The following is a 15,086-nucleotide window of genomic DNA, read 5'->3' on the forward strand; positions in this document are numbered from 1 at the left end:
AGGGCCGGATCCACCGGCTGAACTGCGGTGACCGAAGGCCGAACGGCCGCAAGGTGCCGCGAAACGAAATGTCGACCCGGCACGCCCTCAATGAGGGGCGGGACCGGTCAAAGATTAAGGACGGGGCAAGACCATGCGGATTGAGCGGCGCCACACCACTTCGGGACAGTCACCTTATGCGGGAATCGAATTCCGCCTGACCACGTCGGAGATTCGCAATCCCGACGGCTCGGTCGTGTTCAAGCTGGAAAACGTCGAGGTGCCGGCCGAATGGTCGCAGGTCGCCTCCGACGTGCTGGCCCAGAAATATTTCCGCAAGGCCGGCGTTGCCGCGCACCTGAAGAAGGTCGAGGAGGAATCCGTCCCCTCCTTCCTGTGGCGCTCCGTGCCCGATACCGACGCGCTTAGCCAACTGCCTGAGAAGGAGCGCTATGTCAGCGAGCTCTCGGCCAAGCAGGTGTTCGACCGCCTCGCCGGCTGCTGGACCTATTGGGGCTGGAAGGGCAAGTATTTCTCGACCGACGAGGACGCCCAGGCCTTCTACGACGAGCTCCGCTACATGCTCGCCAGGCAGATGGTCGCGCCGAACTCGCCGCAATGGTTCAACACCGGCCTGCACTGGGCCTATGGCATCGACGGCCCCGGCCAGGGCCATTATTACGTCGACCCCTTCACCGGCAAGCTGACCAAGTCCAAGTCGGCTTACGAGCATCCGCAGCCGCACGCCTGCTTCATCCAGGGCGTCGGTGACGACCTCGTCAATGAAGGCGGCATCATGGACCTCTGGGTCCGCGAGGCCCGCCTGTTCAAGTACGGCTCCGGCACTGGCTCCAACTTCTCGCGCCTGCGCGGCGAAGGCGAGAAGCTCTCCGGCGGCGGCCGCTCGAGCGGCCTGATGAGCTTCCTCAAGATCGGCGACCGCGCCGCCGGCGCCATCAAGAGCGGCGGCACCACGCGCCGCGCCGCCAAGATGGTCGTCGTCGACGTCGATCACCCCGACATCGAGACCTATATCGACTGGAAGGTGAAGGAGGAGCAGAAGGTCGCCGCCCTCGTCACGGGCTCCAAGATCAACCAGAAGCACCTGAAGGCGGTGCTGAAGGCCTGCGTGAACTGCGAAGGCTCGGGCGACGACTGCTTCGACCCCGAGAAGAACCCTGCCCTGCGCCGCGAGATCAAGCTCGCGCGCCGCAGCCTCGTGCCTGACAATTACATCAAGCGCGTCATCCAGTTCGCCAAGCAGGGCTACAAGGACATCCAGTTCGACACCTACGACACCGACTGGGACAGCGAAGCCTACCTCACCGTATCGGGCCAGAACTCCAACAACTCGGTCTCGCTGCGGGACGACTTCCTGCGCGCGGTCGAAACCGACGGCGACTGGAATCTCACCGCCCGCACCTCCAAGAAGGTGACGAAGACGCTGAAGGCACGCGACCTCTGGGAGAAGATCGGCTACGCCGCCTGGGCCTCGGCCGACCCGGGCCTGCACTTCAACACCACGATGAACGACTGGCACACCTGCAAGGCGTCCGGCGACATCCGCGCCTCCAATCCGTGCTCGGAATACATGTTCCTGGACGACACGGCGTGCAACCTCGCCTCGGCCAACCTGCTGACGTTCTACAACACCGAGACCAAGCGCTTCGACGTCGAGGGCTACGAGCACCTCTGCCGGCTCTGGACCATCGTGCTCGAAATCTCCGTCATGATGGCGCAGTTCCCGTCCAAGGCGATCGCCGAGCTCTCCTATGAGTTCCGCACGCTCGGCCTCGGCTACGCCAATATCGGCGGCCTCCTGATGACCATGGGCCTGCCCTATGACAGCAAGGAAGGCCGCGCGCTCTGCGGCGCCCTGACCGCCGTGATGACCGGCATCACCTACAAGACCTCGGCGGAGATCGCCTCCGAGCTCGGCACCTTCCCCGGCTACAAGAAGAACGCTCAGCACATGCTGCGCGTGATCCGCAACCACCGCCGCGCCGCGCACGGCCAGTCCAACGGCTATGAAGCGCTCAGCGTCAACCCGGTGCCGATGGACCTCGTCTCCTGCCCGCAGGCAGATCTGGTCAGCCACGCCCAGGCGGCCTGGGATGCGGCGCTCGAACTCGGCGAGACGCACGGCTATCGCAACGCCCAGACCACGGTGATCGCGCCGACCGGCACGATCGGCCTCGTGATGGATTGCGACACCACCGGCATCGAGCCCGACTTCGCGCTGGTGAAGTTCAAGAAGCTCGCCGGCGGCGGCTACTTCAAGATCATCAACCGCGCGGTTCCCGCAGCGCTGCGCGCGCTCGGCTATCGCGAAGCTGAGATCGCCGAGATCGAGGCCTACGCCGTCGGCCACGGCTCGCTGGCGAATGCCCCCGGCATCAACGTCACCACGCTGAAGGCCAAGGGCTTCACCGATGAAGCCATCGCCAAGGTCGAGAAGGCACTGCCGACCGCCTTCGACATCAAGTTCGCCTTCAACAAGTGGACTTTTGGCGAGGATTTTATTCGCGACCAGTTGGGCATCGGCGCTGAAGCCATTGCCGCGCCAGGCTTCGACCTGCTCCAGGCCGTCGGCTTCACCAAGCGCGAGATCGAGGCGGCCAACGTCCACATCTGCGGCGCGATGACGGTGGAAGGTGCCCCGCACCTCAAGGCCGAGCACTATCCGGTGTTCGACTGCGCCAATCCCTGCGGCAAGATCGGCAAGCGCTACCTCTCGGTCGAGAGCCACATCCGCATGATGGCGGCGGCCCAGCCCTTCATCTCGGGCGCGATCTCCAAGACCATCAACATGCCGAACGACGCCACGGTGGAGGACTGCAAGTCCGCCTACATGCTGTCGTGGAAGCTCGCGCTGAAGGCCAACGCGCTCTATCGCGACGGCTCCAAGCTCTCCCAGCCGCTCAACTCGCAGCTCATCAGCGACGACGAGGACGAGGACGATGCGGTCGAGCAGCTCTACGAGAAGCCGATGGCCGCGCGCGCGACCCAGGTCTCGGAGAAGATCGTCGAGAAGCTGGTCGAGCGCATCATCGTGATGCGCGAGCGCGAGAAGATGCCGGATCGCCGCAAGGGCTACACCCAGAAGGCGGTCGTCGGCGGCCACAAGGTGTACTTGCGCACCGGCGAATATGACGACGGCCGTCTCGGCGAGATCTTCATCGACATGCACAAGGAAGGCGCGGCGCTCCGCTCCTTCATCAACAACTTCGCCATCGCGGTGTCGCTCGGCCTGCAATACGGCGTGCCGCTCGACGAATATGTCGACGCCTTCACCTTCACCCGCTTCGAGCCGGCGGGCCCCGTGCAGGGCAACGACAGCATCAAGTACGCGACCTCGATCCTCGACTACGTCTTCCGCGAGCTCGCGGTGAGCTACATGTCGCGGTTCGATCTCGCCCATGTCGATCCCAACGAGACCGGCTTCGACGCGCTCGGCAAGGGCGTCGAGGAAGGCAAGGAGCCGGACGAGGACGGCGGCCACCACGCCACCCGGCTGGTCTCGCGCGGCCTCACCCGCTCGCGGACCGACAACCTCGTCGTGATGCGCGGCGGCAGCGCCGCGGTCACGCAAGGCAACGACAGCGCGCCCTCCGGCGGCAGCAAGGTCACGGCGATGGCCTCGCATGGCGCGAGCGCCCGCGTGGGCGATACCCTCGAAGGCGCCGTCGCCCTGAAGCAGGAAGTCCAGCACGACCTCTCGCCGACGGAGAAGCTCGAGCAGCTCCAGTGGAGCAAGGCCGGCACCGCGCAAACGCTCGTCCCCACCAAGGCCGAGCGCCGCGCCGAAGCCAAGGCCAAGGGCTATGAGGGCGAGATGTGCTCGGAGTGCGGCAACTTCACGCTGGTGCGGAATGGGACCTGCATGAAGTGTGATACGTGTGGCAGCACAACGGGTTGCAGCTGAGGGGGTAGACTGTCGTCACTGAGATCATCTTGTTTGGGCTTGGCCCGGACATACACGGAGGGCGGCCAAGAGGCCGCCCTTTCCTTTGGGTCATGTTCACGCATGCAAGCGGCGCGGTGCCCGGTTATGCTACCGGCGAGACCTCAACTAGCATTTCTCTGCATCTTGCACTAAGTGACTGGGAATATTATGTAAATGACATTCAACCGGACATTGAGCTGTCTGATTTCCAAACCTTTGCAGACAATTCGCAGCTCGAGTCCGCGCCTTCGGAGGAAGTATGTCTCTGTCGCTCGCGGATAAGCAAATCTTGAATGGTCTCTCGGGCGTCTTCTATGACTTCTTGCCGGCGAGCTTCAACAACAATACCTCGTTTCCGATAGCCGCAGATCGCGCAGGGGTGCCAGAGTGTTGGGAGTTGAGTGGAAGCAAAGGCCCTGCTGTTACACAGCTACTGACTCGGGTGCTGGAGACACGTCGCTCTCGCTTTTGCCCACTGATAATCCAGATAGTTGAACTAGGGACCGCTTATCGAAGTCGCAAAGGCAATCCAATAGCTAGGCACGAAATTGACCGAGTGAACGCGTTGCTTGCACAACTCGAATTAAAGATACCTGAGCTGCACGACGTGAACACACTCTCCATGGGATCTGATATAGAATTTTCGCTTGAAATTCGAGTCCCGGCTCTGAACGGATATTCGGTCGGTATCCCTGAATATTCGCAGCCGGCCGAAATGTATCCCGGAAAGCTGAGACTCAACTTTTCTGATCACGGCAGAATCACCGTATCGGACGAAGGCCACTTCATTCGCCTTATACGTGGATATTTAGCGTCAGAGCCGGTTAAGCGAGTCGTACTATCGCTCCTGGCCCAAGCGAAGCAGGCCTAGTCCGTAGGATGGGCTGAGCACTTGCAGATCGGTCCGGCTTCGGTGCTCATCAATACCCTGCCGCCGAATTGCCTTTGCGGTCGAGCCCTTCCCTTCTAAACTCCCAACTCCACCGGCATGGGTTCCGACGGGCCCGGTAGAAGCGGAGTCGAGTTATGCCCAAACCGGAAAGCTTCCCGATCGAGAAGATCTTCGTTCCAACAAAGCAGAAGAAGGCTATCAAGCCCGAGATCGTCGCGGAGATCGCTGAAAGCATCCTGGACATCGGGCAACAGGCCCCCATTTCCGTTCGGCTCGACGGAGACCGCCTCGTTCTGGTCGAGGGACTGCATCGGTTAGAGGCCTGCAAGGCGCTCGGCGAGACGACCATTCTCGGCGTCCTGGTCCCGGCCGAGCTTGCTCAACACAAGCCGCTGCTAGCCGAGCGACCCGAAGTCGAGGCAGAGCGCATCAAGATGGCGCGATTGAAACAGTTGCGCCTGGAGAAGGAAGCCGCAGAGGCTTCGACGGCTGCCTTGAAGAGCGTCAGCGCAACGCAAGTGCCGCGCACCCGTCCGACGAAGGGCACCCGCGACAATCCGAAGGCATCACCGGGCCGGACTGCGAAATCGACACCGAAAACCTTGTCGGACTGGATCACGCAGCAAAAGGGCAGCGGCGGCCGCTATTGATGGCAGGCTCCAGTTGAATGGATGGGTAGAGCGGAGCCAAACCCGTCCTGCGCGCTGCCGTTCCGACGAAGACACTCCTTTGCGCCGTCATTCCGGGGCGCGCCCGCTTGGGCGCGAGCCCGGAATCCATCGGGCGACACGACGAGTGGCGCAATGGATTCCGGGCTCGCGCTTCGCGCGCCCCGGAATGACGGTGAGTTCCGCTGCGCTCCACCTGGCGTGGTGCCACCGCATGATGGCCGCAATCCTTTCGATCGCAGCCATCTCTCCCTCACCGATCAACCTGTCCGTCTCACGCCGCTTTCGCCTGCTCCGGCGTGGCCGTCTCCATCGCGCGCATGTAGAGGTCGAGCAGGCTTTCGCGTTCGTCGCGCTCGTTCTTGTCTTCCTTGCGCAGCTTGATGATCTCCTTGAGGATCTTCACGTCGAAACCCTCGCCCTTGGCTTCCGCGAAGACTTCCTTCTTCTGTTCGCTCAACTCCTGCATTTCGCTGTCGAGGTTCTCGATCCGCTCGACGAAGGAACGGATCTTGCCGCCGGGAATGGTGATGTCGGACATGGTGCCTCTTTGCTGACTGAGGTCGTGAAAATGACCGCAGAAAAATGACCAATGTGTTAACCTCGTCGCCCGCGCATTGCGCCCTGTGGAAACGCCGAGGGAGCCGTTCCATGCCCGAGCTTCGCTTCGATGACGGTGCCGCCTATGAGCAGATGATGGGAGTCTGGAGCCGTTCGGTCGGCGAGGTCTTTCTCGACTGGCTGAAGCCCGCGCAAGGGCTACGCTGGATCGATGTCGGCTGCGGCAGCGGCGCCTTCACCGAGCTCGTCCTGGCACGCTGCGCCCCCAGCGACGTGCAGGGCATCGATCCCTCCGAGGGGCAGCTCGCCTTTGCCCGCACGCGCCCCGGTGCGCGCGGCGCCGTGTTCCAGACGGGCGACGCCATGGCACTGCCTTTTGAGGCGGCGAGTTTCGATGTCGCGGTGATGGCACTGGTTCTCGTCTTCGTGCCGGACCCGTCGAAAGGTGTCGCGGAATTGGCGCGGGTCGTTCGTCCCGGCAGCCTCGTCGCAACCTACATGTGGGACATGCTGGGCGGCGGGTTTCCTCTCGATCCGATCGTCGACGAGATGCACGCGATGGGGCTGTCGCCGACGCGTCCGCCCCACATGGAAGTGTCCACCCTTGCGGCGCTTCAGGACCTTTGGCGCGCGGCCGGGCTGCAGCAGATTGAGACCCGCGAGATTGCCGTGCAGCGCACGTTTGCCGATTTCGACGAGTTCTGGACCGTGGAGACGAAGTCCCCCTCCATTGCGCCGGTGATCGCAGCCATGCCGTCGGCCGATGTCACAGCGCTCAAGCAGCGCGTGAGGGCGCATCTTCCCGCCGGCGCGGACGGCCGCATCACCTGCAGCGCCCGCGCCCACGCGATCAGCGGACGCAAGCCGGGCTGAGCACGTGGGGAAGCAGCACTTCTTGTCATAGGATACGCAAACATGCGGAGGCGATTTCGACGATCGCCGCCGCGGTTCCATCCATGCAATCAAACTCTCTCCCGAATTCCTGCAAATCTCTGCCATCTACCAAAGGTAGATTGCTCCCCTGAAGCGTGGTCAACAACGCGACTTGCAAGAAACTCTGCAGGCGTCAGGCCCCGCTTCCGACAATGAAATGGGAGTTACGCCATGCAGCATCTGCCCAACGACACCATCGACGTCCTGCTCGACCAGTTTGGTCAAATCGAAACCATCTACGGCGATCCGAATTTTCCGACCGCCACGGACGCCTGGGGCGGCAACGACACCGTGACGGTAACCGTCACCCAGCCTGAAGTGGACGTCACGATCTTCGGCGAGGACGACACGACGCTGCATGGCCACTCCCGCGGCGGCAACGACACCTTGACCGTTACCTTGAATTACGGCTGGAACGCGTTCCTCGTGGTCGGCGATGCCCAGGCGATGACCGACGATGCCAGGGGCGGCAACGACACGATCAGTGTCGGGGCCGATTCGCTGTACACCGACGTGCATGTTTTCGGCGATGTCGCCGGTGACATGTCGGGCAATTCACACGGCGGCAGTGACACCATCACGGGCGCGGTGGGCTGGCGAAGCTACGACCACGTGTACGCCGGCGATGCCGGCGGTTCCATGACCGGCTCGGCGCATGGCGGCAATGACACGCTCGCCATCACAGTGGATACCCTGCAGGGCTTTGCGACAGCCAGCGGCGATGCCATCGGCTCCATCGGTGGCGATGCGCAGGGCGGCAACGACAACATCACCTTCACCTTCGGCACCGACGTCGCCATGACTGGCGGATTTGGCTACGGAGATTCGGTGACCTCGCTGACCGACAATGCCCGAGGGGGAGATGACATTCTCACGCTCGAATTCGATGGTGTCGACACCATCCAGTTTGCACACCCGGAGCTCTACGGCGATGCGCGGACCATGTCCGGCAATGCCCAGGGCGGCAACGATATCCTCACCGGCGGGGCAACTCACGATCACCTCTATGGCGATGCCGCGAGCTATGCCCCTGCCACGCCGGGCTCGATCACCGGCGGCAGGGATATCCTCAACGGCGGCGCCGGCGATGACCAGCTTTCCGGCGGTGGCAACAGCGACACCTTCGTCTTCAACACCGGCTCCGGCAACGACCTGATCACCGACTTCGATCAGGGCAACAAGGCGGTCGGGAGCACCGTGACCGAGCAAGACCTCATCAATGTGCACGACTACGGCTTTGCGGACTGGACGGCGCTGTCGAGCCTGATCAGTGACAATGCCGCCGGGGATGCCGTGATTCAGCTCTCGGCCAACGATTCGATCACGCTCGACGGCGTCCAGGCCGCAAGCCTGCACCCGACCGACTTCCTCATCTGAGCGAGTTGCTTCGGCGCAACGATCTCGCCCCGCCTGCAGCGGGGCGAGACGCGGATTACACCTTCCCTGCCCCGCAAAAATCCCTTCGCCCCAGCGCAGTCGTATACGGGAAGCAGACGCCTGCAGCCATCCTTCGAGACGCCCGCTTTGGCGGGCTCCTCAGGATGAGGGCGGAGTATGCGGCAGCAGTATCAGCGGGCGCGGTGCCCGTTAGCCTCATCATGAGGAGACCGCTGGAAGCGGTCGTCTCGAAGGACGAGGCGCTTGTTCAGTCCGTTCCTACACATCATATGCGATTAGCCCTGCCCTCGACCCGATGGGTGGAACGAAGCGATTCCCGTCCTGCGAACTCCTTCGCAGAGAACAAGAACTCCACAGTTTCCGCAATTGCACGCCCACAACGCCATGCCAACGAAAAGCAAGAGCCTCCGCCTGCGCAGCGTCCGGCGGGACGCTCGGTGGGTGCAAAAGAAGTTCGCGCGGGCACCGCGGATGGTTCGTATCGCGGGCAGCGTGGCGGTGATACTTGTGACCCTCGCGCTTCTGAACATCGTCTATCAATTGATCCGCAAGCCGACCGAACTGTTCGTCCTTGTCGGCCACGCCCTCGACAAGGAGCCAGCGGAGACCTGGGCGAGATACGGGCCGCTGTTCCGGAAAGCTTCCACCGCGACGATCACGCCGGAATTGCTGGCCGCGCTGGCGCAGGTCGAGAGCTCGGGCAATCCGGTGGCGCGCACCTATTGGCGCTGGCGATGGAGCTTCAATCCGCTCGCGATCTACCGGCCCGCCTCCAGCGCCGTCGGCCTCTTTCAGATGACCGATCCGGCCTTCGCCGAGGCCGCGCGGTTCTGTGTTCGCGGCAACGCGGTTACGCAGACTGGCTGCGGCTTCACCAGCCTCTACATCCGCGCGGTCCCGAGCCATGCCATCGAGCTGGCCTCGGTGTATCTGGACCGCCAGGTGGGCATGGTTCTCACTCTCGCGGGCGATGCGAAGGCGAGCGCGCAGCAGAAGCAGGATCTGGCCGCCTTCATCCATCTCTGCGGCGCAGGTCCGGCCACGGCCTATGCGCGGCGCGAGTTTCAGATGCTCGCCGGCGAGCGCTGCGGCGATCACCTCGTCGCGGGCTACCTCGCCAGGGTCAACGCGATGAAGCGGCAGTTTCTGCGGCTTGCGGCGGAGGGCGGCGGTTAGCCGTAGCCCGGATGAGCGAAGCGGCATCCGGGACTTCCGTTACCGAATCACCCCGGATATCGCTTCGCTCATCCGGGCTACGAGACCACGCGCGTGGCCCGGCTCTACCACCAATACGGCCAGCGCCATCCCTCGTAGCGAACGTAAGACGGCACCAGCGGCGGACCGTAGGGATCGACCTTGTCGTCCTCGGGGCGATAGCGATAGCGCGGAACGATGTTGTAGTCCCATGGCGTCGGCCGCAGCACCGGCGCCGTGACGATCAGCCGCTCCTGCGGTGCGCGAACCACTTGCTTCCGCGGCTTTGCGTCGGCGGCCGATGTTGCGAGGCTCAGCACCAGGGCCGTTCCGAGCGCATAGGCGATGGTCGTTTTCTTCATTGCATTGGTCTCCTTCCCCCGAAGAGTGCAAAAGGATGCCAGGCAAGGCAAGCGAATTTCGCGCGAGAATTTTTCCGCGGCCATCCTTCGAGACGCCCGCTTTGGGCGGGCTCCTCAGGATGAGGACGGAGTGCGCGGCAGCAGCTTCAGCAAGCGCGATTGCCGCTCAGCCTCATCTCGAGGAGACCGCCACCGGGTCCGCGACGGCGCGGCCCGATGACAAGCTCCGCGGTCGTCTCGAAGGACGAGGCGTGCACTCGGACGCTCCAGCGGGCTACGAAGGCCTAGCCCGCATTGGCCTCCTCGGGCACCGGCCCCGCAACCAGCCCGTCGAGACCGACCATCAGCAGATCCGCGATGTGCATCAGCTGGTACAGCGGAATGTCCGCCTCGCCCTTCTCGGCCGATGCCACAAAGGCGGGCGTGACGCTGAGGCGCTCGGCGAGCTGGGCTTGCGTGTAGCCGCGCTTTTCGCGCGCGGCTTTGACGCGCGCGCCGATGCCGAGGCGGTGCCGGGACTGTTCCCCCGCGGTCATCATGGCGGCCTGCTCGTCCACGCTGGCATAGCCGTCCGCGAACGCGCTGCCGATCAGCCGCTCCTTGCGCCAGGCAACGCGGCAGGCCTTGCGCAGGCCGCTCGCGAAAACCAGCGTGAACGCTTCGGCGACCCATAGCGAAGAGTTGAGTTGCAGTCGCGCGCCGGTGGCGGAGACGTCGCGAATCGTACAGGGCACGCTGACGGTGCTGCCGGTGCCGTTGTCGAATTCGACGATGCCGGTGCGCAAGGTGTGATGCCTGACTGCGGCGCGATGATCGCTCATGACAGATCCCGTAATCTTGCGTCGGCGTCGCACGGCGTGTCCGACGCATCCGCAATCGCAGCGAAGATACCGCAGAATTTTGGCGCAACTCCTAAACGTCCGGCGGTTCGGCCGAGACTGGATGGCGTGGTAAAGGAATCCCTCCCGGCCTGCGGGCCCTACTCCCGCGCCCGGCGTAGCGCCTGCTCTAGCTTCATCCGCTGCTTGTCCCAGCGGCCCTGCTCGGCCTCGGCGCGCGCATCCAGCGCAGCCCGCTCCGCCTCGATCTCCTCGCTGCGTGCTTCGTGCTCCCGCCTCGCTTTGTCCAGCGCCGCCTGCGCGGTCGCGACCGCCTTGTCCCGGCGCACGCGCTCCCTGGCGCGGGCGGCCTCCTCTTTCTTTCGCTCGGCTTCGCGCCGCCGCTCCTCCTTGTCGAACGCCGCCGCGGCCTTGCGCGCGGCCTGATCGTCGATCTTGCGCGACGGTTTCTTCGCGGCCTTGGCCGGACGCTTCGTGGACTTGCTCTCGGGCTTGCTCTTGGACTTGCTCTTGGGCTTGCGTTCGGATTGGCCCTCGCCCTCGCCGAGATCGGTCGGCAGCTCCGCGCTCTCGGTGAACGGGCCGTCCGAGCCGACCGGACGTCTGAGCACGACACCCGGCTTCGCCATCGTCGCCGCGACGATGTCAGGATCGTCAGTCTCCTTCGCGGCGCCCTGATGGAACAGGTTGGAGCTGGCGCCCCAGGCCTGAAGCGCCGCCTTCATCGAGGGGGCGGCGATCGCCTGATCGTAGAAGCCGAGCGAGGTCTGGTAGGTCTTCAGCTTCCTCGTCGACTTGCTTGTTTGCTTTTTTGCCATGTCGCCCCGATGTCCGCTCACGATCGTAGCAAGCGTAGCCCGGATGAGCGAAGCGATATCCCGGATTCATCGTGCCGAGGCATTTCCCGGATGTCGCTTCGCTCACCCGGGCTACGCACCCGGTCGCGAACTACGAACTCCCCAACAGCGCATCATACCCTCTCGCGCTGAACGCCAGCAGACAGAACCCGTGCCCGAACGGATCGGCCAGCACCGCGATCCGCCCATAGGGCGCATCGCGCGCGGGCGCCTCCAGGATCGCACCCGCGCCGAGCGCGCGCGCCACAGCGGCGTCGACATCGTCAACGACGACGTCGATATGCACGGGCGTCCAGTGCCGCTCGTAACGGCGGCGATCGCCGCCGGCGCCGATCGTGCCGGCCTGCTTGGTCAACAGATACACCGGCGCCGGCCAGCCGTTGAGCTCGACGAAGTCGGCGCCGAAGCGGCGGCCGACCGTCAGGCCGAAGGCTTCGGTGTAGAAGGTCGTGGCTTTGGCGACGTCGGGGACGTCGATGTTGAGGAGGAAGGTCATGGCGGGCTCGTCGCGCGTTGCGGGCGGAGGTTACGCATCGAGCGCAGGGGCGTCGAGACGACTCCACCGTGACATCATGCACCTGTTTTGCCCGACGGCGCAAACGAAATTCGGTATCGCCGAAGTAAGATCAAATCCCCAGCGATTTCATGGCGATGCCTACTGTGCATGGGGTTGTTTTCGCGAAATGCAGTTTGGCCGGTCCCTCATTTGCTCTTCAGGCTTAGGATATAGGCCGACAGCGCATCCGCCTGCTCCGGCGAGATCACCAGGTTCGGCATCTCCCGGTGGCTGGTCCGCCAGAACACCTTGAGCGACAGCGCGGTGGTTCCGCTACGGTCGGCGATGGCCTGGAAGCTCGGCGCCTCGTCGAAGAAATCGGTCATGCGCCGCTCGACCGCGTGACACGACTGGCACCACGCCTGCGCCAGGCGCTGTCCTTCGGCGATCGTGCGCGAGCCGGGCCTTGGGGCCCCCGCGGCGGTGTGGACGACGCTGAAGAGGAACAGCAGCGACAAGGCGATCAGAATGACGATGCCGATGGAGATTCGAACAGTATGCGACATCGCCAGACCTCACCGCGGTTGCATCACCGATCGAGCCTAGATTTGCACCGAAAGGCCGAGTTGATCTGCGTCAAGGGAGGCGCGGATGATTGCCCTCGTCTTCGCAGACCACCGCGCGCATCATCAGCACGTCACGAGATCGGTGTGACCGAAGCCCTTGGCGTAATCGAGCAGCGAGATCACCGTCGGCGTGAGGCGGATCAGCCGCACCTCTGAAGGCTTCGGCACCGTCAGGCCCAGGGCCTTCTGCTCGGGATAGCGCGACATCAGCAGCGCGATCGCCTTCTCGGCTTCGGCCAGATCGGTCACGGCCACTGCCCGCGCCGCCATGGACAGGCCGGTGATCTCCATCACTTCCGCCGGGTCGTCGTCGATCGTCAGCGAGACGCGGTCGTCCCGGGACAGGTTCTGCGCCTTCTGGCTGTCGATGCCGCAGAGGAAGTAGATGGTGAAGCCTACGTTGGCGTAGCCGACGGTCGTCACCTGCGGCCAGCCATCCGGACGAACGGTTGCGATCCGCATCGTGCGGTGCTGGTCCAGCAAGGCCTGGATCTTTGCTCTGAGAGTGTCGTCCATCGCTCGCCTCCGGTGGTCATTTCCCCAGGAGGATACGATCCTCGCGCGCAATGCCGTTGACGCAGCTCAACCCCGCGCGGGCGACGTTGGCTCATTGATCATGCCGCTCGCCAGGATCACGGCGACCGCATAGGCTCGGCGCTCATCCGACGATTCAGGAGGCATCACCATGAACGGCAACCGCTATTACGGCGTCCGCGTCGAGGGCGCGAAATACGGCGTGGGATTCGGCTCGGCGCTCGCCATCGCGATCTCCTACACCAACAACCATTCGATCCTGTGGGCGATCATCCACGGCATCCTGGGCTGGCTCTACGTGATCTTCGTCGCGCTGTTTCGGTGACATCGCACCGGCAGTCGAGGCCCTGCCCGCGCGGCTTGCAGCTTTTCCTTGCTTTCCCGGTTCCCGCCTCTACGGTCGCGCCGCGAACGAACCGTTGAGACGAGACAGACATGACCGACACGATGAAATGCCCGGCCTGCAGCTCCGAGCACGCCTATCAGGACCGCGATCTCTGGGTCTGCCCGGAATGCGGCCATGAATGGAGCGGCACGGCGGAAGCGGCCGCGGACACGGCGCAGGATGCCGGCGTGCGCGACGCCAACGGCAACGTGCTCGCCGACGGCGACAGCGTCATCGTGATCAAGGATCTCAAGATCAAGGGCTCGTCCTCGGTCGTCAAAGGCGGCACCAAGGTGCGCAACATCCGCCTGCAGGACGCCAGCGACGGCCACAACATCGCCTGCAAGATCGACGGCATCGGCGCGATGAATCTGAAATCGGAGTTCGTGCGGAAGGCTTGAGATCCGCTAGCTTTGCCGCTGGGCCAGATAGAACCCGCACAGCACCGTGACGAGCCCTGCCGTCTGCAACATCGTCGGCGGCTCGCCCAGCAGCAGCCAGCCGGTGAGCAGCGTCAGCGCCGGCACGCAGGCCGGAAACACCGCGGCGCGGGCAACGCCGAGGCGCTGGACCGAGACGGCGTAGAGATAGAGCGCAGCGGGGCCGGCGAGCACGCCCTGCGCCAGCGCCTGGATGGCGTTCTCGGTCACGCCGATCGCCGCAATATGGGCAAGGCCGACGGTTGCGATGTAGACCGGTAACAGCAGCAGCGATAGCACGTTGATCACCAGCGCAGCCGACACGGCCGAGACGCGCCAGCGGCGCAGAGCAGCACCGAAGCCGGCGAACATGAACCCGGTGAGCACGAAGATCAGATCGCCCTGGACGCCGTCGGTCCCGATATGGCCGATCGATTCCGCGCCGATCACGCCGAGGCCGCCGACGATGACGATCGCGCCGGCAAGCCGCGAGGCGGAGATCCGTTCCTTCAGCACGACCGCCGCGAGCAGCAGGCCGCCCAGCGTCGCGCAAGAGGGCTGGATCACGCTGCCGTGGCCGAGCGGCACGAACAGGAAGCCGGTGTAGGAGATCAGCGACATCACGGGGCCGCCGAGCACCATCAGCACGAGGCCCCTGCTCCAGCCGATGCCGCAGAGATCTGAGATGCCCGCACGCGCGACCAGCGGCAGGAACACGATGCCCGACCAGACATAGCGATGCACGAGCAGATCGACCGGCGTGAAGCCGACCTTGAGGCCGTGCCGCGTGGCGGCAAAGCCAAGCGCCCAGAACAGCGCCGCGGCAAGGCCGCAGGCCACGCCGAGCAATGCCGGCGCTGCATCGTTCTTCTGAGTGAGAGCGTCAGCGCCGCTCGCCCGCTGATCCATGGATCAAGCGATATGTCGGCGCGCTGAACCGCTCAACCCACGCGGTTGCAGGGCTGGCACGCAGGCATCGCGACGATGCCGCGCAGGA

The 15,086-nt window shown here is 64.2% G+C and carries 15 protein-coding genes; 7 read left to right on the forward strand and 8 right to left on the reverse strand.

Going from position 1 to position 15,086, the window contains the following annotated elements:
- Positions 1-133 precede the first annotated feature (133 nt).
- Both AC1RQP_RS04175 and AC1RQP_RS04180 read left to right on the forward strand, forming a co-directional pair.
- A complete protein-coding gene (locus tag AC1RQP_RS04175; RefSeq protein ID WP_492936025.1) occupies positions 134-3,904 on the forward strand; it encodes a vitamin B12-dependent ribonucleotide reductase in 3,771 nt (1,256 codons plus the stop codon).
- A gap of 1,047 nt (positions 3,905-4,951) precedes the next feature.
- A complete protein-coding gene (locus AC1RQP_RS04180) occupies positions 4,952-5,467 on the forward strand; it encodes a ParB N-terminal domain-containing protein (protein WP_492936026.1) in 516 nt (171 codons plus the stop codon).
- Between the two features lie 292 nt (positions 5,468-5,759).
- Here AC1RQP_RS04180 and AC1RQP_RS04185 read toward each other — a convergent pair whose 3' ends face one another.
- Positions 5,760-6,026, reverse strand: a complete 267-nt coding sequence (locus AC1RQP_RS04185; protein WP_024337920.1) for a DUF2312 domain-containing protein — start codon at positions 6,024-6,026, stop codon at positions 5,760-5,762.
- Between the two features lie 110 nt (positions 6,027-6,136).
- Here AC1RQP_RS04185 and AC1RQP_RS04190 point away from each other — a divergent pair, with 110 nt between their 5' ends.
- The 3 genes from AC1RQP_RS04190 (at position 6,137) to AC1RQP_RS04200 (ending at position 9,553) form a co-directional block, all read left to right on the forward strand.
- The gene (locus AC1RQP_RS04190) at positions 6,137-6,919 is read left to right on the forward strand and encodes a methyltransferase domain-containing protein (RefSeq protein ID WP_492936027.1); all 783 of its coding nucleotides are present in this window, start codon (positions 6,137-6,139) and stop codon (positions 6,917-6,919) included.
- A 231-nt stretch (positions 6,920-7,150) separates the two neighbouring features.
- Positions 7,151-8,356 carry a calcium-binding protein gene (locus tag AC1RQP_RS04195; RefSeq protein ID WP_492936028.1) on the forward strand — a complete coding sequence of 402 codons (1,206 nt, stop codon included), beginning with the start codon at positions 7,151-7,153 and terminating at the stop codon, positions 8,354-8,356.
- 405 nt (positions 8,357-8,761) lie between these two features.
- Entirely contained in the window at positions 8,762-9,553 is a 792-nt protein-coding gene (locus tag AC1RQP_RS04200) for a transglycosylase SLT domain-containing protein (RefSeq protein ID WP_492936029.1), read from the forward strand.
- A gap of 104 nt (positions 9,554-9,657) precedes the next feature.
- On the opposite strand, the gene AC1RQP_RS04205 is transcribed toward AC1RQP_RS04200, so the two are convergent.
- The 6 genes from AC1RQP_RS04205 to AC1RQP_RS04230 form a co-directional block, all read right to left on the reverse strand.
- A complete protein-coding gene (locus tag AC1RQP_RS04205) occupies positions 9,658-9,933 on the reverse strand; it encodes a hypothetical protein (protein ID WP_239623361.1) in 276 nt (91 codons plus the stop codon).
- 284 nt (positions 9,934-10,217) lie between these two features.
- The gene (locus AC1RQP_RS04210) at positions 10,218-10,754 is read right to left on the reverse strand and encodes a helix-turn-helix domain-containing protein (protein WP_492936030.1); all 537 of its coding nucleotides are present in this window, start codon (positions 10,752-10,754) and stop codon (positions 10,218-10,220) included.
- Positions 10,755-10,912: 158 nt separating this feature from the next.
- The gene (locus tag AC1RQP_RS04215) at positions 10,913-11,590 is read right to left on the reverse strand and encodes a cell envelope biogenesis protein TolA (protein ID WP_492936031.1); all 678 of its coding nucleotides are present in this window, start codon (positions 11,588-11,590) and stop codon (positions 10,913-10,915) included.
- Positions 11,591-11,720: 130 nt separating this feature from the next.
- Positions 11,721-12,125 (reverse strand): VOC family protein, encoded by a 405-nt coding sequence (locus tag AC1RQP_RS04220; protein WP_492936032.1) that lies wholly within the window; start codon positions 12,123-12,125, stop codon positions 11,721-11,723.
- A gap of 206 nt (positions 12,126-12,331) precedes the next feature.
- A complete protein-coding gene (locus AC1RQP_RS04225; RefSeq protein ID WP_492936033.1) occupies positions 12,332-12,691 on the reverse strand; it encodes a c-type cytochrome in 360 nt (119 codons plus the stop codon).
- A 123-nt stretch (positions 12,692-12,814) separates the two neighbouring features.
- The gene (locus AC1RQP_RS04230) at positions 12,815-13,267 is read right to left on the reverse strand and encodes a pyridoxamine 5'-phosphate oxidase family protein (RefSeq protein ID WP_492936034.1); all 453 of its coding nucleotides are present in this window, start codon (positions 13,265-13,267) and stop codon (positions 12,815-12,817) included.
- A gap of 169 nt (positions 13,268-13,436) precedes the next feature.
- Here AC1RQP_RS04230 and AC1RQP_RS04235 point away from each other — a divergent pair, with 169 nt between their 5' ends.
- Positions 13,437-13,610, forward strand: a complete 174-nt coding sequence (locus tag AC1RQP_RS04235; RefSeq protein ID WP_018644642.1) for a hypothetical protein — start codon at positions 13,437-13,439, stop codon at positions 13,608-13,610.
- Between the two features lie 110 nt (positions 13,611-13,720).
- Positions 13,721-14,071, forward strand: coding sequence for a zinc ribbon domain-containing protein YjdM (locus tag AC1RQP_RS04240; RefSeq protein ID WP_028179780.1), 351 nt, complete (start codon positions 13,721-13,723; stop codon positions 14,069-14,071).
- Positions 14,072-14,077: 6 nt separating this feature from the next.
- On the opposite strand, the gene AC1RQP_RS04245 is transcribed toward AC1RQP_RS04240, so the two are convergent.
- Positions 14,078-14,998, reverse strand: coding sequence for a DMT family transporter (locus AC1RQP_RS04245; protein ID WP_239623354.1), 921 nt, complete (start codon positions 14,996-14,998; stop codon positions 14,078-14,080).
- Between the last annotated feature and the right edge of the window lie 88 nt (positions 14,999-15,086).

Source organism: Bradyrhizobium sp. GW821-FHT13H06, assembly GCF_058803975.1.

Bases quoted from the DNA above. Each gene is read 5' to 3' on its own strand.
- AC1RQP_RS04175 (WP_492936025.1), top strand. From the start codon at position 134: ATGCGGATTGAGCGGCGCCACACCACTTCGGGACAGTCACCTTATGCG.
- AC1RQP_RS04180 (WP_492936026.1), top strand. From the start codon at position 4,952: ATGCCCAAACCGGAAAGCTTCCCGATCGAGAAGATCTTCGTTCCAACA.
- AC1RQP_RS04185 (WP_024337920.1), bottom strand. From the start codon at position 6,026: ATGTCCGACATCACCATTCCCGGCGGCAAGATCCGTTCCTTCGTCGAG.
- AC1RQP_RS04190 (WP_492936027.1), top strand. From the start codon at position 6,137: ATGCCCGAGCTTCGCTTCGATGACGGTGCCGCCTATGAGCAGATGATG.
- AC1RQP_RS04195 (WP_492936028.1), top strand. From the start codon at position 7,151: ATGCAGCATCTGCCCAACGACACCATCGACGTCCTGCTCGACCAGTTT.
- AC1RQP_RS04200 (WP_492936029.1), top strand. From the start codon at position 8,762: ATGCCAACGAAAAGCAAGAGCCTCCGCCTGCGCAGCGTCCGGCGGGAC.
- AC1RQP_RS04205 (WP_239623361.1), bottom strand. From the start codon at position 9,933: ATGAAGAAAACGACCATCGCCTATGCGCTCGGAACGGCCCTGGTGCTG.
- AC1RQP_RS04210 (WP_492936030.1), bottom strand. From the start codon at position 10,754: ATGAGCGATCATCGCGCCGCAGTCAGGCATCACACCTTGCGCACCGGC.
- AC1RQP_RS04215 (WP_492936031.1), bottom strand. From the start codon at position 11,590: ATGGCAAAAAAGCAAACAAGCAAGTCGACGAGGAAGCTGAAGACCTAC.
- AC1RQP_RS04220 (WP_492936032.1), bottom strand. From the start codon at position 12,125: ATGACCTTCCTCCTCAACATCGACGTCCCCGACGTCGCCAAAGCCACG.
- AC1RQP_RS04225 (WP_492936033.1), bottom strand. From the start codon at position 12,691: ATGTCGCATACTGTTCGAATCTCCATCGGCATCGTCATTCTGATCGCC.
- AC1RQP_RS04230 (WP_492936034.1), bottom strand. From the start codon at position 13,267: ATGGACGACACTCTCAGAGCAAAGATCCAGGCCTTGCTGGACCAGCAC.
- AC1RQP_RS04235 (WP_018644642.1), top strand. From the start codon at position 13,437: ATGAACGGCAACCGCTATTACGGCGTCCGCGTCGAGGGCGCGAAATAC.
- AC1RQP_RS04240 (WP_028179780.1), top strand. From the start codon at position 13,721: ATGACCGACACGATGAAATGCCCGGCCTGCAGCTCCGAGCACGCCTAT.
- AC1RQP_RS04245 (WP_239623354.1), bottom strand. From the start codon at position 14,998: ATGGATCAGCGGGCGAGCGGCGCTGACGCTCTCACTCAGAAGAACGAT.